The following is a 26179-nucleotide window of genomic DNA, read 5'->3' on the forward strand; positions in this document are numbered from 1 at the left end:
GTAAGCGTCCGCTGAACCCCACTTTTCTTATTTGCTCAATATCCCGATAGTGTCCATTATTTATTAAATGGACATTATGTTTATGGCCTTAGACACTTTTATAGACACTGAACAAACGACAGAAAGAACCCGCAGAATCTTCGCAGCTGAGTTTAAACAGTACCTGGTCGAGCTTTGCCAGCAGCCAGATACGTCAGTAGCTAAGGTTGCAATGCAACATCAGATCAATGCCAATCTGCTGCATAAATGGATTCGCCAGTCCAGATCAATGCCCCCTGCATTAAAAAGCCCATCCAGTCCACAGACCGACTTTCTTCCCATCATTCTTCACCCGACTCCAGTCAGACAAGAAGCACCTCCGCCACCTGTGCCAGAGAAGAATGCTGTCGCTCATATCAGGATTCCATTGCATAAGGAACAAGGTTCCGCACGGGATCAGATGATCGAGATCGACTGGCCGGTGGAATCGGCAAAGGAATTACTGCCTTTAATTCAGGGCTTGATCAAATGATCCGTATCGATGAAATCTGGCTTGCTACCCAGCCGATGGATATGCGTGCAGGTATGGATACTGCCATGGCTCAGGTGCTGAGAGCATTTGGCTATATCAAACCACACTGCGCCTACCTGTTCTGTAATAAACGTGGCCATCGCATGAAAGTACTGGTGCATGATGGACTGGGCATCTGGCTGTGTGCCCGGCGGTTGGAACAGGGCAAATTTCACTGGGCTCAGGTTCACCAGGGTGAAACCGTGGCGATCAGCCCGGAACAGTTACAGGCGTTAATTCAGGGTCTGCCCTGGCAGAGAATCGGCTTACAGCAGGTGGTGAATATGCTCTAAACCAAGCTCATCCATTCTGCTATTCTCCAAACGTTTTATTTACACATATTCATGATCTCAGCCATACTGCGGTCATGAATACGCTGCCTGATTTAAGCCAACTGACCCATGAACAACTGCTGGAATTTACCCGGCAGTTGGCGCTGCAGCATCAACAACTCGCAGAAGATAAACAACAATTAGATGCCAAAGTTCAACATCTTGAAGTCACGAATCAACATCTTTCCATTCTTAATCAAAAATACGAGCATGAGCTTGCGCTATTTAAACAGCATAAATTCGGCAGTAAAAACGAACATCTAAGCGCAAAACAAATCCATCTATGGGACGAAGCGGTCGAAGAAGATATTGCTGCGGTTGATCTGGAACTGGAACGGCTGAATGCAGATAAAACCAATGCAGCTGCGCAGAAAGCCCCAGTCAACAAACCTAAACGTCGACCACTGCCAGATCACCTGCCAACCCTCCGTATTGAGCATGAACCTGCATCAACCCAATGTGCTTGTGGCTGCACCTTGCGTCGTATTGGCGAAGATATCAGTGAAAAACTGAATTTCAGACCGGCACAGTTCTATAAGGAACAGCATGTGCGTGGCAAATGGGTGTGTGATCAATGTGACACACTGACCCAACAAGCAATGCCGGCCTATGTGATTGAGAAAGGAATCGCTGCACCTGAACTGCTTAGCCATGTACTGGTGTCTAAATATGCCGATCATTTACCACTGTACCGTCAACGTCAAATCTTTCTACGCGCAGGTGTTGATCTGTCCAGATCAACCTTATCTGACTGGATAGGTCGCTGTGGTGTAGAGTTAGAAGGCCTAACCGATGCATTAAGGAAGGTGATCCTACAGCAAGCGGTGATTCATGCAGATGAAACACCTGTCACCATCATGCGGATGGATGATAAAGATAAAAAACCGAAGAAAGGTTATGTCTGGGCTTATGCAACAACTCAATATAATCCAATTCAAGCCGTGATTTATGACTTTCAGGATAGCCGTTCAGGTCAGCATGCTGAAGAGTTCCTGAAAGGCTGGCAGGGTCATCTGGTCTGTGATGATTACAGTGGCTACAAAGCACGCTTTAGATCAGGTCAGGTCATTGAGGTGGGCTGCATGGCGCATGCACGTCGTAAATTCCATGAGTTGCATGTGACTGGAAAAAGTCCGATTGCAGAACAGGCTTTGTTCTTGATTCAGAAGCTCTATGCGATAGAGGCTGAAATAAGAAAAAATACCGACGGTACAGCAGAACAACGCTATAAGTACCGGCAACAGTATAGTCAAGCTGTTATGCAGCAACTGTATGAATGGCTGACACAACATCAACTTGCAGTACCCTTAAGCTCTGCAACTGCTAAAGCCATCAATTACAGCCTAAAACGTTGGGAAGCCTTAAGCCGTTATCTGGATGATGGCAATCTACCTATTTGCAATAATTGGGCAGAGAATCAAATGCGGCCTTGGGCTTTGGGGCGTAAGAACTGGTTATTTGCAGGTTCGCTGCGCAGTGGTCAGCGAGCGGCAAATATCATGACTTTAATCCAGTCAGCAAAACTGAATGGGCTGGATCCGTATGCCTATTTAAGTGATGTGCTGAAAAGGTTGCCGACACATAAAGTGACTCAAATAGAAGAATTACTGCCACACCGCTGGAAACCTGAACCCCGTTAAAACATAGCAATGGGGTTCAGCGGATGTTTACAGTCATTGTAATAGCAGAGTTTTTACTTGTAAAAATGATTACCTTGGTGAGTACCTTTTAATTTTTTATAAGTTTAGTTAAAACAATTGGATATATGTATACATTGATCCCGACCCTCGGAATAAAAGCTATTGTAATGAATATTTATTTGTATCACTGTGTGTATCACAAAATTTTTTATTTTGTAAAAATACTTTAAAAACAATAAATTATATGTTTATTTGGTAGTGCTTATAACTACTAAATATCGATCAAAATTTGTTTATTTAAAAACCCTCATTTTGAGGGTTTTTTAAACTAGCTGTTATCCAGAAATATACTGTTGCAACTGCTCAATCAGTTTTCGTTGATCTTCCATGGTTGCTTTAACCAAATCACCAATAGAAATAATTCCCACTAGGATGTCATTTTCAACAACGGGTAAGTGACGAATGTGCTTATCGGTCATTAATTCTAAGCACTCATCCACTGTATGGCTGCGAGTTACACAAAGCACCTGAGAAGTCATAATTTCAGCAACAGTCGTATGATCTGAGGTGCGTTGCATTAATGCAATTTTACGCGTGTAGTCGCGTTCAGATAAAATACCGACCACCTTGTTCGCATTCGTCACGATCACTGCGCCAATCCCTTTATTTCCCATAAGTGTAATCGCTTCGAGTACCGTCGCTGTAGGAGAAATGGTCGAAGTTTCTATGTTGGCTTTTGCTTGAAGAACTTGGGCTACTGTTGTCATGATTCCCTCACTTGTCTTTATACTTTCTATATTTTTAAATTAACTGATTGTCGCTGAAATGCAATCACTAGATAGATTTGATAAATTTAATCATAACATTCTATATTGTATGTATATGATTAGCCTTTGCTCAAATACATCCTTGAATATACATCCAAATTAACATGAATTAAATTGGATTTATCTGAACGGAATGGTCAAAAAAGAATAAGCGCATATGTTCAGTGGTCAGTTTAAAACGTTTAGACTTTTGACTAAATAGGGTGGGAGATACTTTAAATCGAGTTAAGGTGGGTAAGAGTGAATCTTCAAAATCAGCAGGTGTAATTTTTTTAGGAATATAGTGAGGCCAATGCTTTTTTGCATACTGATAGGCATGTAGGGAACTGAGCCAGAATGGGAAAATGTATTCTTTGTGATCTTGTTTGATCGCCCAACCTTGGAGTTTGGGATTGTATAGTCCCCATAACACGCCACAGTACATCATGGTTTTTAGTATTGAAATCTTTAAAATATAATCTTTAGCTACTGGATTAAGCTTTATATATTTCTTCATGTTCTTGGGTCAGATCAATTAACTTCATCTTTATTATTTTAATGCTTATTTCTTAAAGTTTAGTTGCATTCATATTTCTAATCGTAAGTAATTATGATTGGGAAAGACCCAAATGGTTTTATCTATTATTTTGAGTAACAGGTATAAAAAAACGCCACCTAGGTGACGTTTTATCATGCTTGCATGGTAGCCATTTGTTGCCAGTACTGTGCTTTTAAAGAATCACGTTCTACACGAAATCCTTGGATATAGAGTTCCGCAAGAAACATTGCTGCTTTACCATGACCTGCACGAGCTGCATGCTCAAGTTCATCAATCGCATTTGAAAAATTCATTTCAAATTGAATCGTATTTACAGCATTCGCATATAGATTCTCTAGATCTTGCTGAGAGAATTGTTTAATCATATTAAACTCCTATTTTCTAATTATGATTGTCTTACTACTTTGCTTTGAACGCTGATATACATTTATAACGTTCATTTTTTACAACTTTATCGACTTATTTCTTTGCTTACAGTTTTCAATCTACGCCAAAACACTTTGATTTTACCAACAATAATGACGACTTTCTTTGCTACTTTTCACATCTATCTAAACATCTAAACAACGTTCACTTCAACTATACATTAACGCTTTTGACCTATTGGTCTAAAATCAATATATATAAATATTGTTAAACTAATATTACAATTCAGTTCACTTGTCAACTAGTTGAAATTAATATTTGTATACATATTTAGTTGTATGTACGAATTTTAATCTTGAATATTAAGGTTTATGATGAAGGGACAGGTAAAAGGAGTATATAAAATGACAAACACAATAGATGGATTTAATTTGGATGTTCCGCCAGTACAATCCCAAGTGGTTGCTCTGGCTCAATTTCACCGTAAACAATTAGATGATGCTATTTTTCATCAAGAAATTCACTTGGGAAAATATTGTCTTTCTCAACGTAAACGGATCTTTGATTTTACTCGACAGCTTGCACCTGAGCAGAAAGCAGAATTCTATCAATATTATGATGGAGAGTTGAAAAGAATTGCTGATGATGATGAGCTACATCCACCGCATTCAGAAGGTGGATTGGGTGTATTCACAATTTTCTTGGCTTTAGGCATTATAGCGTTAATTTTGTACTTTGCAGTGATTCGTTCTATGGTGAATTAACAGGTAAATCAGACTTAAAGAATGAGATAAAAAACTTATCTCATTCTTAATTTTCATATTATGCCTTTTTAGATTCGACACTTTTAAGAAATTTATTTTGCGTATTTGGCATCATCGCATTCAAATGATTAACGTTACATTTTTCTCAATATTTACGAATATTGAATAGCCAATTCTATGAGTCATTAGAAATAGTAGGCGGATTTAAACATGAGGTGCGACAGTTCTGAAAGCTTGATGATAATCAACAAGCTGAGTAAATTTCTCTAATGGTGTTAACCAATCTAAAGCTTTTCTTGGTCGGGTGTTCAATGACATTGCCACTTGATTTAAATATTGCTGATCTGCCTGATTTAAATCAATACCCTTTGGTAAGTACTGCCTAATTAGCCCGTTCATATTTTCGCATGTACCTTTTTGCCAAGGTGAGTGTGGATCACAAAAATAAACTTCGAGCCCTAAATCCTGCTCAAGTATTCTATGTTCGCTCATTTCCCGCCCACGGTCATAAGTCAGTGTTTTTCTGAGTTCAGGGGGTAAATATTTTAATGCTTCCGTTAAAGCCAAACGTACTGATTCTGCTTTTGCATCAGGTAGTGTTGCCAATATGCATAGTCGTGTATTACGCTCAATCAGTGTGGCTATTGCACTTTTATTATCTTTACCCTTGATTAAATCTGCTTCCCAATGTCCTGGTATTTTTCTTTCCTCAACCTCAGAAGGACGTTCATGAATTGTCTTAATCTCTTGTAATATTGAATCTTTTTTAGCTTCACCCTTTGCTCTACGCTTTTTATTTTCATGTCTAAGACAAGACAGTAAATCTTTCTTTAGTTCACCTTTAGGTAAGGCTCGAATGGTTGAATAAATGGTGGTATGACTGACAAGCATTGTACTATCCAAATCAGGAAACTGCTTTATGCGCTTTGATATTTGTTCAGGAGACCACAAACATCGTATAGCTTCAACAATAAATTTCCAAAGTACAGATTCGAGATTAACCTTACGATGTCCTCTTCTACGACGAGATAATGAAATCTGCGATGCGCTCGTAGCCCGATAAGGTTCACACGTCGTATTGCGTTTTAATTCACGATAAACCGTACTGTGATGCCTGTTAATTTGCTTGGCAAATGTCAGGGGTGAAAATTTTGACTTATTCATTTCAAGCATTAATGCTGTTCGTTCTTCAAAACTAAGATGTACATATGACAAGTTGACACTCCTTTACCCAATTAAATTGGGAACTGGTGTCGCACTTCAAGTTTTAGGCTGCCGTATTCCATATTTTAAGTAACTCCAGATTCATTTACGCTTAAAGCTTTTTTTTTCCTGCGAGCATGATTAAACTACTTTGAATTAGAGGTAGTACATGCTCCATATCAAAGATTATTTTCAAGGTTTAAAGTCTAAAGTTCAGGCTGAATATGTATTCAATGCTGTGATATTCAGTATTATTGTCGTTGTGATCAGTATTTCTTTTGTTGCTGCGCGTCATCCTGTGAGTTCTAAGCAATACTTTGAAATACAAAAACTTGCTCTGCAACAGTCATTTCCTCAAACTCAAAATATGGCACATTTGATGCTGATGCAGGACAGGATTTGCGTAGTTGATTTTTATCGTTTAATGCATGCGCAACATTATGAGTCCTCTCGTATCCAAACCTATCCTGCTGAAACTCAAGATAATCTAAACTAGATAGCAGAATTAGATAGTCATTCTAGAATGACTGGAATGGTAGCTAAACAATTCTTTAAATGAAGACTGCTTTTTTTATAATATGGGGTAGTCGTTAATTTTATTCGTTAATACGGTTCTTCAAATTTTGTTGAAGAACCAAGTTTAAATCATCTTGATTTAGCGTATTTGCAACAACCACTATCGTTAAGTTATCAGGATGCAGATGTTTTTTAACTGCGGACTGAAGTTGTTTTAAGGTTAAGCTATTTATTTTCTTCTGATAAATATTCAGATAATCGGTAGGTAAATCATAAAAAGCAATCGCCGCAATTTGGGCATTAATATTGGCATTGCTGCTAAATGACATCGGGTAAGCATACAACATGCCTTCTTTGGTTTCATTAAGCTGCTGTTGAGTGATGGGTTGAGTAACAAAATTGACAAGACTTTGATGTGCAACTTGGATACTTTCCATGAGCTTATCTTGCTGTGTTGAATAGCTTAAACTAAAGACACCAGCGACCTGTGTCGTCGTGAGCATACTTGAAGCACTATACGTTAAACCACGTTTAACCCTTAATTCTTTAGATAAAATCGAATTGAAACTATTGCCACCAAAGATGCGATTAGCAACCTCAAGCGCTACTCGATCTGGGTGATTTCTAGACACGCCTAAATGCCCCATGCTGATATACGCTTGGCTGGATTGGTGTGGAATAAAAGAAATATTGAAATCATCGTGCTCGATGGGTTCAGCAATAGATTGAACAGTTTTGCCTTGAGGAAGTGCTTTAGCGATCAGGTTTGAAATCTCAGTCGCTTTTGAAGCGCTGAGATCACCAGTGATTGCAATATTAGAGTTTTGGGCGACAAGGAGCTGATTACGAAATTGTTGTAATAGTTCAGGTGTGATCTTGCGAATGCTTGCATGTGTTCCCACACTTGGTTCGGCATAAGGATGTTTACCATAGAGCGCACGATAAAAACGAATATTCATTAATCGACTCGGGTTTTCTTGCACTTGTTTTTGACCTTGTTTGGTATTGCTAATGACTAAATTAAGTCCTGAATGATTAAAATTTGATGTTTGAATGACATGTAGAAGTAAATTAAGCGCTTTATTCAGCTTCTCAGGTTCAGATAACACTCTTAATCTCACAATAAACATATCGCGATGAGCGCTGACATTGACCTTTGCTCCTAAACTCTCAAAAGTATTATTGATTTGTTTAGCCGTATATTGATCTGTGCCTTCAAGTAATAATTTGGCTGCCATATTGGCTGTACCATATAGACCTTGACCTATAGCTTGATCTTGTGCTGAACCTGCATTAAACGTGAGTTGAATGTCAACGATAGGCAAATCATGCGTTTCGACAAATAGTGTTCTGACTTTAAGGGTATTATTGAGTTCTTGTACAAATGGTGTTTGAGCTTGTTGCACGCTTTTTAAGTTCTTTAAACTCTGTAGATTTTTAATCGACGTGATCGGGCTAAAATCAGGCGGTAATGATTCCTCACTGATCTGTTCAATATCCGCATGACTCACTTGATTAGATACAGAGAATAACAAAGCACATAGACTCAGTTTTAAGTTAAAAATAAGATGTTGAAGATTCATTCAACATCCTCACTAAACGTGTGCTTTTGATGATCCATCGTATTCATCCTTATATTTTCATTAGTGGTTGAGCTTTTACTTGTATTGAAAATTTCAAAGATACACTTCCATAAAGTACATTGATACCAGGTATTCTAAGCATCTATTTATGGGGTGGATTCAGGCATAAGATGCAAAACACTTAAATTTTCACGAACAAAATAAATATTGGCAATCCGTTTTAAATCTTCTGGAGTTACAGTTTGGTAGTGTTTTGGAAGTTGATCCAGTAAACGGAAATCAATGCCATTCACAGCCAATTGACCTATCATTTTTGCTTGACCTACGATGTCATCTTGACTGTAAACCAGATTAGACACGAAGTTGGATTTGATCCCCTCAAGTTCATCTACATTGACCAGTTCATTTTTAAACAGATCCATTTCTGCCTGAACGTTTTTTTGTGCTGTCTCTAAACTGACTCCTTCAGCAGGGATTGAAGAAATAAGAAATAAGCTATCGCCACGATTATAAGGATCATAGCTGACATTAATAGAACTCAAAACTTTGCGGTCTCGGACTAAACGGTCTTGCAGTCTGGATGAAATTCCACCATCGAGTAAGGATTGGATAATTGTAAGCGCATAAGCATCTTGAGGGTTTTTAGCGGTATTTAAAGATTTAACATTCCATGCCATATATAAATTTGGAATCTGTACGGGCATATTCATTTCTAGTTGCCGATAGCCTAGACGATCAAATTCCAGAACATCATTTCGTTGTGGTAAAACTCTTTTAGGAATAGCGCCAAAGTATTTTTCAACCTGTTTTAAAGTCGTCTCAGGATTGACATCACCGATAATTACTAAGGTTGCATTATTGGGTGTGTACCAACGTTGATACCAATCTTTGAGATCTTGGAGTTGGATATTATTTAAATTTTTCATCAAACCAATCACAGGCTGACGGTAATGACTGGTGGGATAAGCAATCCATTTAAATCTCTCAAAAGCTAGATTACGTGGATTATCATCCGTTCTTTGACGTCTTTCTTCCATCACCACTTTAATTTCAGGTTCAAAGTCTTGTTGTCGCAAGTGCAAATTCTGCATACGATCTGCTTCGAGTTCTAATGCCAGTGGAAAATATTGCTTTGGATAGAGTTGATAATAATTGGTGTAATTGGTCGAGGTGAAGGCATTTATACTGCCACCGAAATTTCGACTCAACCTAGTGAATTCATCATCGGGAACTTTTTTTGTGCCTTTAAACATCATGTGTTCAAGCACATGTGAAATCCCAAGCACATTGCCAGATTCATCAGCACTACCAACCCCATACCAAATTTGACTGAGTACGATGGGTGCACGATGATCCTCTCGAATGATGACACGTAATCCATTGGGTAGTGTGGCTTCAACAGTACTTCGAGAAACGTTTGATTGGTCTTGTGCTGTAGCGTTGGTTGAGATGAAGAACACACTAGAGAGTATGCAGACTTGGAATATAAAAGTTAAACAGCGAGCAGGGTATTCTGAACAAAAAAAAGTTTTTTGAGGTGTTAAAATACCCACATATTCTCCGAAACGTCTTAATTTTAGACTATTTTTAAGAAAGCGAAGCACGAATGCAAGTTAGTCTTGTTGCATTTTGGTTTGCTCGTTTAAAAGTGTCATTACAGCAAGAAATATATGTAATTTATGCTAAACTTATTTCTTTTAATCGCTATGCTTTTCAAGGAATCGGCATGCAAGAACAGCAAAATAAATTCTTGATTGATGCGGATATCGGTGATGATGACGTCACTTTACCGAGTTTGCCCGCCGTTAATGTGCCTATTATTGAAAATAATAAAGTAGCTCCTGCTACACAGACTTCTGCACAGAGCACTTCAATTATACAGTCGAATGAGACTGAAAACATTCAAGAAGAAGAGCCTAAAAAAGGCAGTTTCTTCAGTCGAATGAAAGAAGGTTTAAGTAAATCTCGTAAAAACTTAGCTGATGGAATGGTGAATATCCTCATTGGTGGTAAAGAGATTGACGATGAGCTTTTGGAAGAAGTTGAAGAACAGCTTTTGGTTGCAGATATTGGTGTAGAAGCAACGAGAACGATTATTACCAATTTAACTGAACGTACTGCACGTGGTGATTTGATCTATTCACATTCACTCTATAAAGCGTTACAGGAAGAATTGGTTGCTTTGCTTGCACCGCGTGTTAAGCCATTACATATTGACCCTGCAAAAAGTCCATACGTGATTTTAGTGGTGGGGGTGAATGGTGTAGGTAAAACGACAACGATTGGTAAACTTGCGAAACGCTTACAAGGTGAAGGGAAGAAAGTCATGCTTGCAGCGGGGGATACTTTCCGTGCAGCGGCGACTGAACAACTTCAAATTTGGGGTGAGCGAAATAACATCGCTGTTGTGGCTCAAGGTCATGGCGCGGACAGTGCTTCAGTGATTTTTGATGCATTTGAAAGTGCACGCGCCAAAGGAATTGATGTGCTGATTGCCGATACCGCAGGTCGCTTGCATAACAAAGGTCATTTGATGCAGGAACTGACCAAAGTTAAACGTGTAATGCAAAAGATTGATGCAACTGCACCGCATGAAGTGATGCTAGTCGTTGATGCAGGTACAGGTCAAAATGCGATTAACCAAGTTGAAATGTTTGATGAAGCAGTGGGTCTGACAGGCTTAACCATCACTAAATTAGATGGTACAGCTAAAGGCGGTGTCCTATTCAATATTGCAAGTCGTACACATGTGCCAATTCGATTTATTGGTGTCGGTGAAAAGATCGATGACCTACGTCCATTCTCTGCAAAATCGTTTGTCGCAGCATTATTTGAGACGGATAAATAACCTTTACTTCGACAATTTTGCCAAAATATAAATTCTGCTGTGAAATAAGTTTTGAGTCAAAAGTCATAAAAACCTTACGAAATGTAAGGTTTTTTTATTTTCAGTGCTTTAATCGTTTTAATAACAATCAAATCAAAGTCTTAAAACCTGATAAATAAAGGGATTCAGATTAAAATGAGATCAATTATGAGTGTCTTATTTTTATGTTTTGGGGAAGTGAAATGGCAATATTGACACGTATAGGTAAAGTGCTCACGACAGATATCATGGGGGAATCACGTCACAAAAAAAATGAGAGTGCGATGCATGATAAAGACTTAATTCACTTCATGAAACAACGCCGTACTTTTAATCGTTTAGGCAAAAAAGTGATTTTTAGCCGGACTTACTTAAATAACCTCATTAAAGAAGCAGTCCGTTGCTGTCCTTCAGCTTTAAACTCTCAAAGTGCTCGCGTGGTTATTTTAACGGATGATGCCCATTTCAAATTTTGGCATATGGTGAAAGATGTTCAAAAACAGATTTTACCTGTACACATTGCTGAAAGTGCCATTCTCAAAATTGAAAGCTGTACAGATGCATTTGGCACAGTATTGTTTTTTGAAGATCAAGATGTGATCAGTACATTGCAAAAGAAAAAACCACTTCAAGCACATGATTTTGTGTTGTGGTCAGAGCAAACATCGGGTATGGCACAATTCGCAGTGTGGACGGCACTCTCAAGTGTGGGATTGGGCGCATCCTTACATCACTATAATCCAGCCATTAATGATCAAACGTCTAAGATGCTGAACCTACCAGAGTCTTGGGAATTTAAAGCTCAGTTAATATTTGGATCGACTCATGAGAGCCCTAAAGAGAAAGAACAAGAAGAAGATGACACTATGTTTAAGGTTTTTCATACGCTTTAAAAAGATTTCGTAAGAAAGAGATCTTTTAGTATTGAATTCATGACTCTTATTTGAAAAGTCTATTTTAAATGATTAGATTATTTAAATGATTAGATTAATAGTCATTAAGAACCGAAGCGTAAGCTTCGGTTTTTGATTGATGTTCTAAATTTAGAACACATTGTTATAAAGAATGGGCTGACGTTGTATTTAAATCTCAATATGATGTGTTTATCAAATTGACCAATTATCAAAAAATAAGGAAACACCCCCATGTCATTTTTAGATCAAATCAAAAAACGTCGTACCATTTATGCGATTGGTAAAAATGTAACTTTAGATAATTCCAAAATTGAATCAGTGATTCGTGAGGCTGTAAAACAAAGTCCATCTTCATTTAACTCACAAACTTCTCGTGTAGTGACACTATTTGGTCAATCACATGACAAATTTTGGGATATCGTATTAGAAACTTTACGTAAAATGGTCCCAGCAGATGCTTTTGAAGGAACAAGCAGTAAAATTGCTAGTTTCAAAGCAGGTTATGCAACAGTTCTGTTCTATGAAGATCAAGATGTAGTTAAAGGACTTCAGGAACAATTTGCGTTATATGCAGACAATTTCCCAGTTTGGTCAGAGCATTCAACAGCAATTGCACAGTTTGCGGTATGGACTGCATTGTCAGAACAAAATATTGGTGCATCCTTACAGCATTACAATCCGATTGTAGATGAAGAAGTTGCTTCAACATTTGATATTCCTGCGAACTGGAAACTTCGTGCTCAACTTGTTCTAGGTTCAATTGAAGCTCAAGCTGGTGAGAAAACCTATATGGATGATGCTGTTCGTTTTAAAACATTCAATTAATCATAGTGTTTTAATTCGTTGTAAGAAAAAGGATGCAAATGCATCCTTTTTTATGGGCTTTCGTTTGAATTATTGTTAAAACTCGTACCGCTTGAAACTTTTAAATGGTCATGAAAGTGTCATCTATTTGTAGCATAGTGCTAACAAATTGAATTGTTTAAAAGAACAGATATGAACTCAGCAAAAAATCGAGTAACAAGCTTCGTGAGCGTCGGTGGTTTAGCTTTAGCTGCTTTATTTAGCCAAAGCTTATATGCAGCAAGTACAATTACTGTACCAGACGAAATCATGGTTGTTGGGATTAATGATCAAGCCGTTAAATCGAGTTTATTGAAAAAAACAAAACAATATAAAGTGAATCCAGGTGCATTAAGTTTGAGTGTTCGCTACCAAGCGTATTTTGAAGATAATTTGAACCGTCATGATATTGTGAAATCAGATATTCTCCGTTTGGACATTCCACAAATTCAAGACAATCAACATTATGTACTCAAATTGATTAATGCGCCAAAAGATCATGATGATGCGAAAAAATATGCTGAACAACCCAAGATTGCATTATTCGATCAGAATAATCAGCAAGTAGTTCAAGAGTCGAGCATGTCAAACCAACCTAAGAATTCTATACTGGGTGGTTTATTTAATGATTCTGTAGATGCAACCCAAGTTCAATCTACGCCTAAGAATTATTCATCTACACAAACTCGTCAAAATCAAAATGCTAAGCCTTCAACAAGCGACCAAACATCTCCGATCCAACAAACTGATACGTTATCTGTAGATCAAAACATGATCCAATTGTGGCAGAAAGCATCTAAAGCTGAGAGACAGAAATTCATGGCATGGTTAGCCGAGCAATAAAATCAGGACTCAGCAATTTAAACTAAAGCATAGAACATAGAACTTAGAACTTAAAATAGGGTACTCAAAAGTATTCTTGGATGTTTGATTCAGCTATATTGAAGTTTATACATATCAGAATCAAAAATAAGATGTTAAAGCCTAAGTTAAGATTGGCAGGACAGCACGATATTGCTGAATTAGTCCACATGATTAATTCAGCGTATCGGAATCCGCATCAAAATAGCTGGACGAATGAATCAGAAATTGTAGATGGTGATCGAATTGATCATGCGCAGTTACAAGCGCTGATTCATCAGCAGAATCAAACGCCATGCCGTTCCTTACTTTTGGTCGCGGAAATTCCCTATCAAATGAAAGATGAAATTATTGGTTGTATTGCGATTGAATCACATCAACAAGATGTGGAAATAGGGACGTTTTGTATTGCGCCACAATGGCAAAATTTAGGTTTTGGAGCACAGGTTTTAAATGCGGCTGAAACTTATGCCATGAAGATAAAACCGGATTTAAGACAAATGGTGATGTGGGTCCTGGATGCTCGTTCAGAGTTAATCGATTTTTATATCCGTCATGGCTATGTGAAAACGGGGATAGTTGAAGAATATCCGATAAATTTGAATGTAGGGACGCCGTTGATAGAGCTAAAACTTGTACAATTGAGCAAAATAGCCTAAGTAAATTGGTTTCTATTTTTACAATCTAATTAATTTTGCTCGCTTTTAAAATCCAAATATCAGATATAAAAAGCCCTCTTTGAAGAGGGCTTGAGTTTAATCAATATTAGACAAACTTAGCTATTTCATAAACCAAGTGTAATAACCAAGAATCATCAACGGCCATGCTACAAATGGGCTAAACAACCATTTCCATAACCAAAACCGTGGAATAAAGCCTACACCATGAATAAATCCACCTGATATACCAATCATAATATACATCATGGCGCGATGACTGTAGTTGCCTTCAGCATCGAGCATCATGGCTGGGTGTAAAAGTAAGACAGCAGTAAGTGGCAATGCCAATAGGAATGAAATTATCATCGCAATTTTATTCGGCTTTTTAAAGTCTTCTGACACAGCTACTTCTGACATCTCTTATTCCTCATCTAAATCTTGATGTTGTTCCATATAGATGGCAGCGATCACACCAGCAAAACATGCCATAAGAACACCGAGAATCCAAGCGAAATACCACATAAAATTTCTCCTAATGGCTTAATACAAGCTATGTGTATTTTCTTGTACGTGTTTATTGGTAATAACACCCCACATTTTGTAGTAGCACCAAGTGGTGTAACACAAGATTAAGGGAACGAAAATACACGCTGCAACGGTCATTACAGTTAAGGTGTTTTTACTTGAAACGGCATCCCACATGGTCAAGCTTACTGTTGGATTTAAGCTCGATGGCATTAAGAATGGGAACAAGGCAAAACCTGCGGTTAAGATTGCACCAGTCACCGCTAATGATGAACCCGTAAAAGTAATGCCAGCTTTCGATTTAGAAGCACCAAGCACGATGATTAAACCACCAAGCGTTGCCATAATTGGCGCAATCATGGTGATTGGATAATCAGAATAATTATTCATCCAACCTGGGTTAGCATTGGTCAAAACTTCTTTCGCAAGTGGGTTTGCTACACCATTGGTATCAAATGGTTGCACTAATGTATAACCTTGAATGTTACCCAAGTATAACCATGCACCTGCACCTAAGAAGCAGATCAAGAACACAATACCCATGATTTTGGTGGCTTGTGCAGAACGTGCACGTAAGTCACCATCCGTACGAAGCATTATCCAAGCACCACCATGAGCGCAAAGCATGGATAAGCTCACTAATCCACATACTAAAGCAAATGGATTAAGTAAGGCAAAGAAGCTACCTGTGTAGGTTGAGCGTACTGTCTCATCTAATGTAAACGGTACACCTAAGAACATGTTGCCGAATGCCACACCAAATACCAACGCAGGTACTGCACCACCGATCGCTAGACCCCAATCCCAAGACGTACGCCATTGAGTATTTTCAAGTTTAGATCGGTAGTCGAAACCAACAGGTCGTAAGAACAAGGCGAACAGTACCAGTAACAGCGCCCAGTACATACCAGAGAATGCTGTTGCATATACCATTGGCCATGCAGCAAATAATGCACCACCTGCGGTAATAAACCACACTTGGTTGCCATCCCAATGCGGAGCAATCGTATTGATTGCTGCGCGACGTTCGTCGTCTGTTTTTCCAACGAATGGCATGATTGCCATTGAGCCCATGTCAAAGCCATCGGTAAGGGCAAAACCAATCAGCAATACACCGACCAGAACCCACCAAATGATTTTTAATAATTCATATTCGATCATGCTTGAGACTCCTCATTCGCTTTTTTAGCAGCTTCAAGTTTTTCAAAATGGTATTTACCAGTGTGAAGTGAACTTGGGCCTAGGCGAGAGAATTTGATCATTAGGTACATTTCAATGATAAGTAGTACCGTGTAGAAAGATGCGAGTGCGATGATAGAACCCCATACATCTGCAGAGCTAATGCTAGAAGCAGATAAATATGTAGGTAGAACTTCACCAATGGTCCAAGGCTGACGACCCACTTCTGCAACATACCAACCTGTTTGCGCAGCAATCCAAGGTAATGGCAAAGCAACAACTGCAAACTTGAGTAACCAAGGTTTGCTTTCTGCATTGCGCTTGAATACAGCAAAAGTCGCAAGTGCAAATAACACTAACATTAAGAAGCCAGAACCGACCATTGCACGAAATGCCCAGAATAAGCTTGGCACGTGTGGAATCGTATCAGCAGCAGCAGACTTGATTTGCTCATCTGTCGCATCGACAACATTTGGTGTGTATTTTTTCAACAGCAAACCATAACCTAAATCTTTTTGAGATGCTTCAAATGCAGCCAAAAGTTCAGGTGATTTGTCGCCAGCACGTAATTGTTCTAACTGTGCATAAGAAACCATACCATTACGGATACGTTGTTCGTGATTAGTAATCAGGTCTTTGATACCTGTTACTTGCTCAGTTGTTGAACGTGTTGCAATCAGACCCATGACATACGGAATTTTGACAGCATAGTCCGTGGTTTGCGTTTCTTCATTTGGAATACCAAATAAAGTAAAGGCTGCTGGAGCAGGATGTGTATCCCATTCAGCTTCGATTGCAGCAAGTTTAGTTTTTTGAACATCACCGAGTTCATAACCAGACTCATCGCCCAGTAAAATTACAGACAGTGTTGATGCCAAACCAAAGATTGCAGCAATGGCAAATGAACGACGCGCAAAAGGCAAATCTTGTTTTTTAAGTAAGTAGTAACTCGAGATTGCTAAAACAAAGATTGCACCAGTGACATACCCTGCGGAAACAGTGTGTACGAATTTTACCTGTGCCACTGGGTTGAAAATCAATGCACCGAAATCAACCAATTCCATACGCATGGTTTCATAGTTGAATGCAGCACCGACAGGGTTTTGCATCCAGCCATTGGCAACTAAAATCCATAAAGCGGACATATTGGAGCCAATCGCAACTAACCAAGTCACAGCCAAATGCTGAAACTTAGACAGGCGATCCCAGCCAAAGAAGAATAGACCAATGAAAGTCGATTCTAGGAAAAATGCCATCAATCCTTCGATTGCTAGTGGTGCTCCAAAAATATCACCAACATAGTGTGAGTAGTACGCCCAGTTCGTCCCGAACTGAAATTCCATGGTTAAACCCGTGGTCACACCTAAAGCGAAGTTAATACCGAACAATTTACCCCAAAATTTGGTCATGTCACGGTAGATTTCCTTGCCTGTCACCACGTAAGTGGTTTCCATAATGGCAAGAAGAAAAGCAAGCCCTAGAGTTAGTGGTACAAATATAAAGTGATACATCGCGGTCATTGCAAATTGGAACCGCGAAAGATCGACCACGCTTTCAGAAATCATCAACGTGTCTCCTTGATTGGGGAAGGACTGCCAGCAATACGCTCAGCAATTTGATTATCAAAATCTTTGGGAATGGTAGGGGCATCAAACCAAATATTTTTAATCGTCATTAAAATAATCACCTTAATAATTAAAATTAGTGCGATTTCTCTAACGAGATTTTTGTTTGAATTTTTGGTATTTAAGCTCATAAATAAAACCATGTTTTATTGCTACCTTTGTATTATTAAACAAAAGTAAACATAAAATAAATAGCTTAAAAATTATAAATGACATTAAATTTAAAATTATAATTAAAACAAATACTTAAACTAAAAATAAAACAAAAAATATTCTATTAAATTGTTTAATAATACCTGAGTAAAATGGTTTGAATTAATGTGATAAATATGACATAAATACTCGGGATTAATTTTAAACAATACCAACTATTCTAGTAGGATTATGTTTTTAAGTGATTTTTGATTAGTTTAACTTAACATATGGAATTGCTAGAATTAAATAAAAATGAATTATTATATATTTATTATAAGTAAATTTGATAAGAGAGGCATTCTTTTGAAGATAATCATCGAATTTATTTGCTATTTTTCCATGAGCTATTTTTTGTGATTTCAGCAATTTAATTAACCCGAATCCTGCTTAAGAAAATGAGATCATTCATCTTGAGACTTATCCATCATTTTGAGCATAAAAAAGTCTATGCTTTGGTCTGATAACACTAAAAACTAATCATAAAATTAAATTTAGCTTATGATTTTAAAGAAAAATCCTTATCCGCGATTCGGGTTAATTAAGTTTAATATCGGGTTTTCTTTAAAGAGCTGTGTGAGATATGACAAGCATGTCATTCAAATCAAATGGTCTGACGGAACGATTTAAATTACATGTGTTTTTCCAATACAGCCAGAAGCAAGTTGATGAATAAGCGATGCTGAAAAAAATGAGAAAAAGAGCTTAGAGTTGATCTACATTGAATAACTGATTTGAAGGTGCGATCTTTTTTACAATGTAATGCGATTTTTTATATCGAATGAGGAGGACTTGAGATTGAATTTCAATTTCACCAAATTCCGGCTCCACTTGCACATAATGAAGCTGTCCGAATTCATCACGCACACGTGCTTGTGCAGAAAACCCTGGACGAGCATTCCCACCAGATACCGTGGCTAAACGACCGAGCAGAATCGTTTTGGTTTGTTGGAATTTGGGGCGTATGACTTGATCCAAGCAATGGATCATAAAAACAGTGAAGAAAATTGCGATGATTAAGGCAGGAATAATAGCGTAAAACCAAGGCATGAGCATATTTTGATATGCAAAGCTGGTCAGTTGTAGCATGTATCCGGCAAAACTAAAATTGATCAGTAAAAATACGAATATCAGTACTTTAGAGAATTTGACTTGAACAATCGGTGAGTTAGACAGCCATTGAGGCGCAACCTTTTTAAGGAAAGTACTCGGTCTTAAGCCAATATAATAGCCTAACGTTTCAGCCATGCTGAGCAGAATAAGCATAACAACACTTAAATGAAAGGGCATCAAGTCATATGCAAAAATCAGTTCAAACATGGCTGAAGTCCCGAGTTAATCTTCTAAGTAAATTCCACCATCAGAGTGAACTTTAATATTCACCTTTTCAAGACTATCGCCTTGGCATGGGCCAGAAATACACAAGCCTGTCTCCACGTCAAATAATGCACCATGTGTCGAGCATTGAATTAATTCTTGATCTTGGTCAAGGAATTGATTTTCCAAAAACTCAAGCTCAACTTGAAGGTGAGGACAGACGTTCTGATAAGCGTAAAAAGATCCATCACGCTGCGTGATAAAAATGGTATCGCCATCTTCAGTTTCAAAAGACCGAGCTTCTCGTTCTGGAATTTCTTCCATCATGCAGATTTTATTCATTATGCGATTTCCGTTTGGAACTCATTTAATAATTTTGCGTAATCGTTAACATCAAGGCGTGGGCCAAATTGAGAGACCACTTGACTCGAAATTAAGATAGCCAATTCAGTCGCTACTTGTAAATCTTTACCTGCATTTAATGCATATAAGAAAGCACCTGAAAATGCATCACCCGCACCATTGGTATCGACAGCAGTCACTTGACGTCCAGCCACTTGAATGCTTTGATTCGAAGATGAAACCAATGCACCGTTTGAGCCTAGTGTAATGACAACGGACTGACTTAATGTTTTTAATTGAGCGAGTGCCGCATCGATTGTTTCAGTCTGCGTGTACATCAAAGCTTCTTGCTCATTACAGAACAATAGATCGACGCCATCAGCAATCAAATCATCTAAGCCTACACGTGCATATTGCACCATGGCTGGATCTGACAACGTGAGTGCAATTTTTACACCATTCTCTCTTGCAATTTGACGAGCTTGTTTAACCGCAGCTCGTGCAGTATTACTGGTAGATAGATAGCCTTCGATATATAACCATTTTGCTGTTTTTAAAGGTTCAAAATCAATTTGTTGATCCGATAATTCAGCTGTAATTCCCAAGTAAGTATGCATAGTGCGTTCTGAGTCATCACTGACCAGTACCATACATGTACCAGTTACACCTTCACTGATTGATTTATCAGAAGTTTGGATGCCTGCGTCGTTTAAGCCTGTTAAATAAATTTGACCTAAGTCGTCATTACCCACACGGCAACCGTAGAATGCTTTTCCGCCTAGAGCACTAAAGGCAACAGTAGTATTGGCAGCAGAACCACCAGCAGCTTGACCTTTGTAGACTTGAGTTTTTTGCAGATTTTCAAAGAGTTGAGCTTGTTTTTCGCCATCTGTGAGTTGCATGGTGCCTTTTTGCAAATTTTGTTGAATTAAAAAGTCGTCTGATACTTTAAATTCTTGGTCAATGAGTGCGTTACCAATTGCAAAAAGATCAACAGTAGCCATGTTATCAATCACATAAAATTAAAAAGAGAAAGTTTACACCAATACTCAGATTAACTATAGTTTAGTGAATAAAATTCAAGTTTTATGACGCATATTGGTATATAAATAACGGAAAGGATTTTGCGATAAGATTTATGAAGATTGAAATTAAAGAAGTAGAGACATTACCAAAAGCAATTTCTGAATTGGCAAAACAATCAGACAAAGAAGGGTTTAGTTTTGTACATCGTTTAATTGAAGAGTTTGACAATGGTGTTAATCGCTTCGATCAGACAGGTGAATTTTTTTTAGTGGCATACGATGGCGAAAAACTGATTGCCTGTGGTGGTTTAAATCAACAGCGTAGTGAAGATGAAAACCAAAGTAAAATAGGTCGTGTACGTCGTTTCTATGTCCTCCCTAAATATAGACAACATGGCGTCGGAAAGATGCTTCTGCAATATTTAGAGAAAAAAGCAATTCAAAACTTCTCAGCACTTTGTCTTCAAACAGACACCAAGTCGGCATCGAATTTTTATCAAAAAATGAATTATGTCTATGTACAGAATCATTCAAATTATAATTATTTTAAATATTTGATTTAGTTTCTGGCACGAATATTAAAGCTCAATACCTTTGAGCTTTAATCATGATTTAAGTTTGATTGAATAATTTAAGAACAGACCATTTGGAGTCTGTTCAATGAAAATATTGGAGCAATCATTCACCCATCAGTAGATCTGCCATTTAGCGTTGTCAAAGTCTCATAATTCACTTTGATCTTTTGGATCACAAAAATATGTGCAACCACTTTAAGTGGAACAGTGGGTGATGCTTTATCCATGTCTATGACCAAGAAAACTGGTTGAATACATTCACTTCGCTGATTTTTTTCATTTTGCTTTATTTTCAAATTTCCAGCAAGTCTTATAAACCTTGCCTGTATTGGTTCAAGATTATTGTCGACACAACTATAGATAAGAAGACTTTCGCTGATTTGTTGGATCGGTCACTTAGGCTCGGCTATATCGGTGGGACAACCATATTATTCAGTTTGCTATTGGCTTTATTACTCACTTGTTGAAAAGCTGAGGGGAGCATGTCTCCACGATCTTAATCTTACTGATCAAAATAGCCTAAGCAAATAAATTCTTGTTTAAAAATATCAAAAACAATCACCTTAGAATTAACCAACTAAAATAGTATGATTAAATTTGTATAAGCACACGATAAACAGATGAATTGTACCTCAGAGTCGGTATAATACTTTTATGTCACAAAACTTACATTTAGGAGCTCACATGACAGTAGATGTCACTGAAACCATTTCTCAAACAATTCACCCTGCGTTTCAGTTGGTACGTCAACACCATGTAGCCGCACTTGATATTTTGGTTACCGAATATCGCCATAAAGTTACCAATGCTGTTCATTTTCACTTAGCATCAGAACATGATGAAAACGTATTTTTGGTTGCCTTCCGTACACAACCGATGGATTCAAAAGGTGAGGCGCATATTTTAGAACACACAGCACTCTGTGGTTCTGAAAAATTCCCTGTGCGTGATCCATTTTTCTTGATGATCCGTCGTTCATTAAATACATTCATGAATGCATTTACTGCTGCAGATTGGACGGCGTATCCATTTGCAACTCAGAATAAAAAAGATTTTCAAAATTTACTGTCTGTTTATTTAGATGCGGCTTTTGCTGCCAATTTGAATCCACTTGATTTTGCTCAAGAAGGGATTCGTATTGAGCTTGAAAATGGTGAGCCTGTTTATAAAGGGGTTGTTTTCAATGAAATGAAAGGTGCGATGAGTTCACCTTCAGATCAGTTGTACCATCAATTAGCACATCATTTGTTCCCAAAAACCACCTATCACTACAACTCAGGTGGTGACCCAAAAGATATCCCAGATCTAACGTATCAGGAATTAGTTGATTTCTATAAGTCACATTACCATCCAAGTAATGCGATTTTCATGACTTTTGGTAATCAGTCTGCTTATGAACTCCAAGAGCAATTCGAAACTTTAGCGCTGTCTAAGTTTGAAAAAGGTCAAACCATTCATTCGATTCATGAGCAGCGTTTAGAAGCACCGATTGCTGTCACTGAAACGTATGCAGTAGATGCTGAAGATTTAAAAGACAAGACGTATCATATCTTGTCATGGTTATTACCAGAGTCTAGTGATACAAAACTTCGCCTAGGTTTACGTTTGGCTGAAGGGATTTTGCTCGAAGATTCCGCATCGCCACTTCGTCATTATTTAGAAACCTGTGGGTATGCACAATCTACTGGTCCAATCATGGGCTTAGATGATTCTAACTTTGAAATGACGTTCTACTGTGGAATTCAAGGTTCAAACGCTGAACATGCTGAAACCTTTAAAAACGGTGTGATGAACATTCTTGAAGAGGTTGCTTCAAAACCTGTTGATCCTGCAATGATCGATGCGATTCTTCATCAAATAGAATTACATCAACGTGAGATCGGTGGTGATGGTACACCTTATGGTTTAAGCCTGATCTTAAATGGTCTAGGTAGTGCAATTCACCATAATGACCCGATTGAAGTTTGGGATGTTGATGCGACCATTGAACAAGTCAAAGAAGAGCTCAAAGATCCAATGTGGATCTCAAACTTAATCAAAACCCATTTGATTGATAATCCGCATCGCGTGCAAATGACCCTGATTCCAGATGCAACTAAATCTGCAAAAGAAGCGGAAGCTGAAAAAGCGCGTTTAGCTGCGATTGGCGCTCAACTGACTGAAGAAGATAAAGCTGAAATCATTCGTCAAACAGATGCCTTAAATGAACGTCAAGCTACACCTGACAATTTAGACCTGTTACCTAAAGTGGGTTTAGAAGATATTCCTGCGGAATTAGCGATTGTACAAGGTCAGTTACGTGAAATTATCAGCAATAACCTCGATACACCATTGAATTTATATCATGCAGGAACCAATGGTATTTACTACCAACAAGTACTGATTAAAATTCCTGAAGATGTGCTCTATTCACCATATTTCAACTTACTGTCTATTTTGATGGGTGAAGTGGGTGCAGGCGAATACGGTTACTTAGAATTACAACAATTACAAACCGCTGTGAGTGGTGGTTTAGGTATGGGTGCATCTTTACGTAGTAAAGTGGACGATAAAGGTAAAATTAGCGGTTGGTTAACGCTGACAACGAAATCTTTGACAGATAAACTGGATACCATTCAATTGTTAAAATTGGCATTTGAACAATTACGTTTTGACGAAAAAGATCGAATTATTGAATTGTTACAACAACGTAAAACACGTTGGGCTTCACGTCTTTCTGGTTCAGGTCATAGCTATGCGATGCAAATTGCATCTCGAAATATGAGTGCTTTGGCTGAACGTGACTACAATATTACAGGTCTAGGCGCACTGAATTGGTTAACTGATTTAGTTGCTCAAATTGAAAAAGATGAAAATGCTTACAATGATTTGATCAATCAATTAAAAGCCATTCATCAAGCTTTGCTTTTAGCACCTAAACAATTCTTATTGGTCTGCGAAGAACATCATTCAGATCGTCTGATTGAGGAAATTCAAAATGTTTGGGATAAATTGGCCATTGACCGTACGCCGATTGAATTAGCAAAACCAAACTTTGAACGTAGCCAAAATGATGAAGCTTGGCTGATTCAAGCCAATGTACAATTCTGCGCATCTGCATATCAAGCGGTGGATGTGTCACATCCTGATGCTGCACCATTGATGGCTTTGGCTGGCTATTTACGTAATGGCTTCTTACATAGCGCAATTCGTGAAAAAGGTGGAGCGTATGGTGGTGGCGCATCATATGACGGTAATGCATGTGCGTTCCGTTTTTATAGCTACCGCGATCCACGTCTTGCTGAAACATTTAAAGATTTCGAAGCAAGTATCGATTGGTTATTAAACACTGAACAACAACCGCATCAACTTGAAGAAGCCATTCTCGGTTTAGTTTCAGGAATGGACAAACCTGGTTCTCCTGCGGGTGAAGCGATTACGGCGTGTTATGCATTATTGCATGGACGTACACCTGCTTTTAGAAAAATGTTGCGTGAACGTCTGCTCAACGTGACGCTGGATGATCTTAAACGTGTTGCTCAAACTTACTTGGTTGAACAAAAACCTGTTAAAGCGGTTGTTGCTCCAATTACCAAGAAAGAAACGCTTGAGCAATTAGGGTTTGAAATAAAACAAGTCAATTAATTCACTAAATCAATAAACTATACATGGACGTTTAATGGTTTATTTCAATCATAATATAAAAACCTTTTGGGGAGTTTTCTATGTTGTTTAAAACACTTGAACTTAGTCCTTTGAATCTGAGCATCTCTATGATGCTTGGGTTTGGAGGCATTTCTTTCGCTCATGCGCAAGATTCATCTGCACAAATTAATCCTGCTAGCTCACAGGCATGTACGGCACTCGAGTCAAATGCCGACCGTTTAGCTTGTTATGATGCACTTTTTAAAGCACCTCAACAAAGCCCTGTACTGGTTTCTGAACAACGTGCAGCTACCGAACTTGAAGACAAACCAGAGCCTGAAACTTTAAAAGCTAAAATTGAAGATAAAGTTGAAAATTTATTCAGCGTTGAAGGGGATCACGTTGATCCAAAATCATCTCTGTTTGATAAACGCTGGGAACTTTCAGCCGATAGTAAGCTGGGTACATGGAATATTCGTGCGCATCAGCCTGTTTATTTACTCCCGGCTTTTTGGACGACAGATAAAAATGAATTTCCTAAAAGTCCAAACTCTCAAAATACAGTTGAGGATGACCAAAATTTAAAATCGATGGAAGCTAAATTCCAGATTTCACTCAAAACCAAAGCAGTAGAGAACTTAATTGGTAATAATGGTGACATTTGGCTTGGCTATACGCAGTCATCGCGTTGGCAGGTATACAACTCTGAAGAATCACGTCCATTTCGTGAAACTAACTATGAGCCAGAAGCCAGTTTGATTTTTCATACCAACTACAACTTGCTAGGTTTAAATGGTCGATTACTCGGTCTGACTTTGAATCACCAATCCAATGGTCGTTCTGACCCGCTTTCAAGAAGTTGGAATCGGGTGATGTTGAATGTTGGTTTTGAAAAAGACAACTTCGCCATGATGATTCGTCCTTGGTATCGAATTGAAGAAGATTTTAAAGATGACAATAATCCTGATATTAAAAACTATATCGGACGTGGTGATTTAACAACTTTCTATCGTTGGAACGACCATGATTTCACTTTAATGTTACGTCACTCACTGAAAGGTGGTGATGAGGCACGCGGTGCAGCGCAATTCGATTGGGCTTTTCCTATCAGTGGTAAATTACGCGGACACTTTCAACTTTTTGACGGTTATGGTGAAAGTCTGATTGACTATAACCACCGTGCAACTTATGTCGGTTTAGGTGTTTCTTTGATGAATGCATTTTAAAAAAAGATGTATTGAGAAATATTTAGACAAATGTAAAAAGCCACTTTTCTAAGTGGCTTTTTTTATCTTGGTTCAAAGCGTATTTAA

General features: G+C 38.2%; 27 protein-coding genes. 13 read left to right on the plus strand and 14 right to left on the minus strand.

Features of this window, described 5'->3' with window-relative positions:
- Positions 1 to 82 precede the first annotated feature (82 nt).
- From AC5YD2_RS12855 to tnpC, 3 genes are all read left to right on the plus strand, one after another.
- Complete coding sequence (locus tag AC5YD2_RS12855) at positions 83 to 511, plus strand: transposase (protein WP_496125720.1); 429 nt, start codon at positions 83 to 85, stop codon at positions 509 to 511.
- Positions 508 to 843 (plus strand): IS66 family insertion sequence element accessory protein TnpB, encoded by a 336-nt coding sequence (gene tnpB / locus AC5YD2_RS12860; RefSeq protein WP_496125721.1) that lies wholly within the window; start codon positions 508 to 510, stop codon positions 841 to 843. The genes AC5YD2_RS12855 and tnpB overlap by 4 nt, the downstream gene beginning before the upstream one ends.
- Before the next feature lie 74 nt (positions 844 to 917).
- On the plus strand, positions 918 to 2522 hold the full coding sequence (gene tnpC / locus AC5YD2_RS12865; RefSeq protein ID WP_496125722.1) for an IS66 family transposase: 1605 nt from the start codon (positions 918 to 920) through the stop codon (positions 2520 to 2522).
- 335 nt (positions 2523 to 2857) lie between these two features.
- Here the strand turns inward: tnpC and AC5YD2_RS12870 are convergent, their stop codons facing one another.
- The 3 genes from AC5YD2_RS12870 to AC5YD2_RS12880 form a co-directional block, all read right to left on the minus strand.
- Positions 2858 to 3289, minus strand: a complete 432-nt coding sequence (locus tag AC5YD2_RS12870) for a CBS domain-containing protein (RefSeq protein WP_496126721.1) — start codon at positions 3287 to 3289, stop codon at positions 2858 to 2860.
- Positions 3290 to 3458: 169 nt separating this feature from the next.
- Positions 3459 to 3845: a DUF2750 domain-containing protein gene (locus AC5YD2_RS12875; protein WP_496126722.1), complete on the minus strand. Its 387-nt coding sequence runs from the start codon at positions 3843 to 3845 to the stop codon at positions 3459 to 3461.
- Between the two features lie 173 nt (positions 3846 to 4018).
- Positions 4019 to 4252, minus strand: coding sequence for a hypothetical protein (locus AC5YD2_RS12880; protein WP_496126723.1), 234 nt, complete (start codon positions 4250 to 4252; stop codon positions 4019 to 4021).
- 405 nt (positions 4253 to 4657) lie between these two features.
- Between AC5YD2_RS12880 and AC5YD2_RS12885 the strand changes: the two genes are divergently transcribed.
- On the plus strand, positions 4658 to 5017 hold the full coding sequence (locus tag AC5YD2_RS12885) for a hypothetical protein (RefSeq protein WP_496126724.1): 360 nt from the start codon (positions 4658 to 4660) through the stop codon (positions 5015 to 5017).
- 204 nt (positions 5018 to 5221) lie between these two features.
- Here the strand turns inward: AC5YD2_RS12885 and AC5YD2_RS12890 are convergent, their stop codons facing one another.
- Entirely contained in the window at positions 5222 to 6232 is a 1011-nt protein-coding gene (locus tag AC5YD2_RS12890; RefSeq protein ID WP_496126725.1) for an IS30 family transposase, read from the minus strand.
- Between the two features lie 157 nt (positions 6233 to 6389).
- Between AC5YD2_RS12890 and AC5YD2_RS12895 the strand changes: the two genes are divergently transcribed.
- A complete protein-coding gene (locus AC5YD2_RS12895; RefSeq protein WP_496126726.1) occupies positions 6390 to 6716 on the plus strand; it encodes a hypothetical protein in 327 nt (108 codons plus the stop codon).
- A 100-nt stretch (positions 6717 to 6816) separates the two neighbouring features.
- On the opposite strand, the gene AC5YD2_RS12900 is transcribed toward AC5YD2_RS12895, so the two are convergent.
- Together AC5YD2_RS12900 and AC5YD2_RS12905 are read right to left on the minus strand one after the other, a co-directional pair.
- On the minus strand, positions 6817 to 8319 hold the full coding sequence (locus AC5YD2_RS12900; RefSeq protein WP_496126727.1) for a M16 family metallopeptidase: 1503 nt from the start codon (positions 8317 to 8319) through the stop codon (positions 6817 to 6819).
- A gap of 146 nt (positions 8320 to 8465) precedes the next feature.
- Positions 8466 to 9779 carry a M16 family metallopeptidase gene (locus AC5YD2_RS12905; RefSeq protein WP_496126762.1) on the minus strand — a complete coding sequence of 438 codons (1314 nt, stop codon included), beginning with the start codon at positions 9777 to 9779 and terminating at the stop codon, positions 8466 to 8468.
- 266 nt (positions 9780 to 10045) lie between these two features.
- Between AC5YD2_RS12905 and ftsY the strand changes: the two genes are divergently transcribed.
- The 5 genes from ftsY to AC5YD2_RS12930 all read left to right on the plus strand — a co-directional run bounded on the left by ftsY (position 10046) and on the right by AC5YD2_RS12930 (position 14462).
- Positions 10046 to 11167 (plus strand): signal recognition particle-docking protein FtsY, encoded by a 1122-nt coding sequence (gene ftsY / locus AC5YD2_RS12910; protein ID WP_496126763.1) that lies wholly within the window; start codon positions 10046 to 10048, stop codon positions 11165 to 11167.
- 221 nt (positions 11168 to 11388) lie between these two features.
- Entirely contained in the window at positions 11389 to 12078 is a 690-nt protein-coding gene (locus tag AC5YD2_RS12915) for a nitroreductase family protein (RefSeq protein WP_496126728.1), read from the plus strand.
- Positions 12079 to 12330: 252 nt separating this feature from the next.
- A complete protein-coding gene (locus AC5YD2_RS12920) occupies positions 12331 to 12924 on the plus strand; it encodes a nitroreductase family protein (protein WP_496126729.1) in 594 nt (197 codons plus the stop codon).
- Positions 12925 to 13095: 171 nt separating this feature from the next.
- Positions 13096 to 13785, plus strand: a complete 690-nt coding sequence (locus AC5YD2_RS12925; protein ID WP_496126730.1) for a DUF2057 family protein — start codon at positions 13096 to 13098, stop codon at positions 13783 to 13785.
- Between the two features lie 131 nt (positions 13786 to 13916).
- On the plus strand, positions 13917 to 14462 hold the full coding sequence (locus AC5YD2_RS12930) for a GNAT family N-acetyltransferase (protein ID WP_496126731.1): 546 nt from the start codon (positions 13917 to 13919) through the stop codon (positions 14460 to 14462).
- Between the two features lie 120 nt (positions 14463 to 14582).
- Here AC5YD2_RS12930 and AC5YD2_RS12935 read toward each other — a convergent pair whose 3' ends face one another.
- The 8 genes from AC5YD2_RS12935 to AC5YD2_RS12970 form a co-directional block, all read right to left on the minus strand.
- The gene (locus AC5YD2_RS12935) at positions 14583 to 14879 is read right to left on the minus strand and encodes a cyd operon YbgE family protein (RefSeq protein WP_496126732.1); all 297 of its coding nucleotides are present in this window, start codon (positions 14877 to 14879) and stop codon (positions 14583 to 14585) included.
- A gap of 3 nt (positions 14880 to 14882) precedes the next feature.
- A complete protein-coding gene (gene cydX / locus AC5YD2_RS12940) occupies positions 14883 to 14984 on the minus strand; it encodes a cytochrome bd-I oxidase subunit CydX (RefSeq protein ID WP_496126733.1) in 102 nt (33 codons plus the stop codon).
- 18 nt (positions 14985 to 15002) lie between these two features.
- Positions 15003 to 16148, minus strand: a complete 1146-nt coding sequence (gene cydB / locus AC5YD2_RS12945; RefSeq protein WP_496126734.1) for a cytochrome d ubiquinol oxidase subunit II — start codon at positions 16146 to 16148, stop codon at positions 15003 to 15005.
- Entirely contained in the window at positions 16145 to 17731 is a 1587-nt protein-coding gene (locus tag AC5YD2_RS12950; RefSeq protein ID WP_496126735.1) for a cytochrome ubiquinol oxidase subunit I, read from the minus strand. The genes cydB and AC5YD2_RS12950 overlap by 4 nt, the downstream gene beginning before the upstream one ends.
- Positions 17731 to 17922 carry a cytochrome oxidase putative small subunit CydP gene (cydP, locus tag AC5YD2_RS12955; protein WP_496126736.1) on the minus strand — a complete coding sequence of 64 codons (192 nt, stop codon included), beginning with the start codon at positions 17920 to 17922 and terminating at the stop codon, positions 17731 to 17733. The genes AC5YD2_RS12950 and cydP overlap by 1 nt, the downstream gene beginning before the upstream one ends.
- 766 nt (positions 17923 to 18688) lie before the next feature.
- Positions 18689 to 19303, minus strand: a complete 615-nt coding sequence (locus tag AC5YD2_RS12960) for an OB-fold-containig protein (RefSeq protein WP_496126737.1) — start codon at positions 19301 to 19303, stop codon at positions 18689 to 18691.
- Between the two features lie 15 nt (positions 19304 to 19318).
- Positions 19319 to 19627 (minus strand): Rieske (2Fe-2S) protein, encoded by a 309-nt coding sequence (locus tag AC5YD2_RS12965; RefSeq protein WP_496126764.1) that lies wholly within the window; start codon positions 19625 to 19627, stop codon positions 19319 to 19321.
- 14 nt (positions 19628 to 19641) lie between these two features.
- Entirely contained in the window at positions 19642 to 20646 is a 1005-nt protein-coding gene (locus AC5YD2_RS12970; protein ID WP_496126738.1) for an adenosine kinase, read from the minus strand.
- 134 nt (positions 20647 to 20780) lie between these two features.
- On the opposite strand from AC5YD2_RS12970, the gene AC5YD2_RS12975 reads away from it, so the two are divergent.
- The 3 genes from AC5YD2_RS12975 (at position 20781) to AC5YD2_RS12985 (ending at position 26092) form a co-directional block, all read left to right on the plus strand.
- Positions 20781 to 21230 (plus strand): GNAT family N-acetyltransferase, encoded by a 450-nt coding sequence (locus tag AC5YD2_RS12975; RefSeq protein ID WP_496126739.1) that lies wholly within the window; start codon positions 20781 to 20783, stop codon positions 21228 to 21230.
- Between the two features lie 696 nt (positions 21231 to 21926).
- A complete protein-coding gene (locus AC5YD2_RS12980) occupies positions 21927 to 24866 on the plus strand; it encodes an insulinase family protein (protein ID WP_496126740.1) in 2940 nt (979 codons plus the stop codon).
- A gap of 80 nt (positions 24867 to 24946) precedes the next feature.
- Positions 24947 to 26092, plus strand: coding sequence for a phospholipase A (locus AC5YD2_RS12985; RefSeq protein ID WP_496126741.1), 1146 nt, complete (start codon positions 24947 to 24949; stop codon positions 26090 to 26092).
- Positions 26093 to 26179: the final 87 nt, after the last annotated feature.

This window comes from Acinetobacter sp. CY73 (assembly GCF_059515865.1).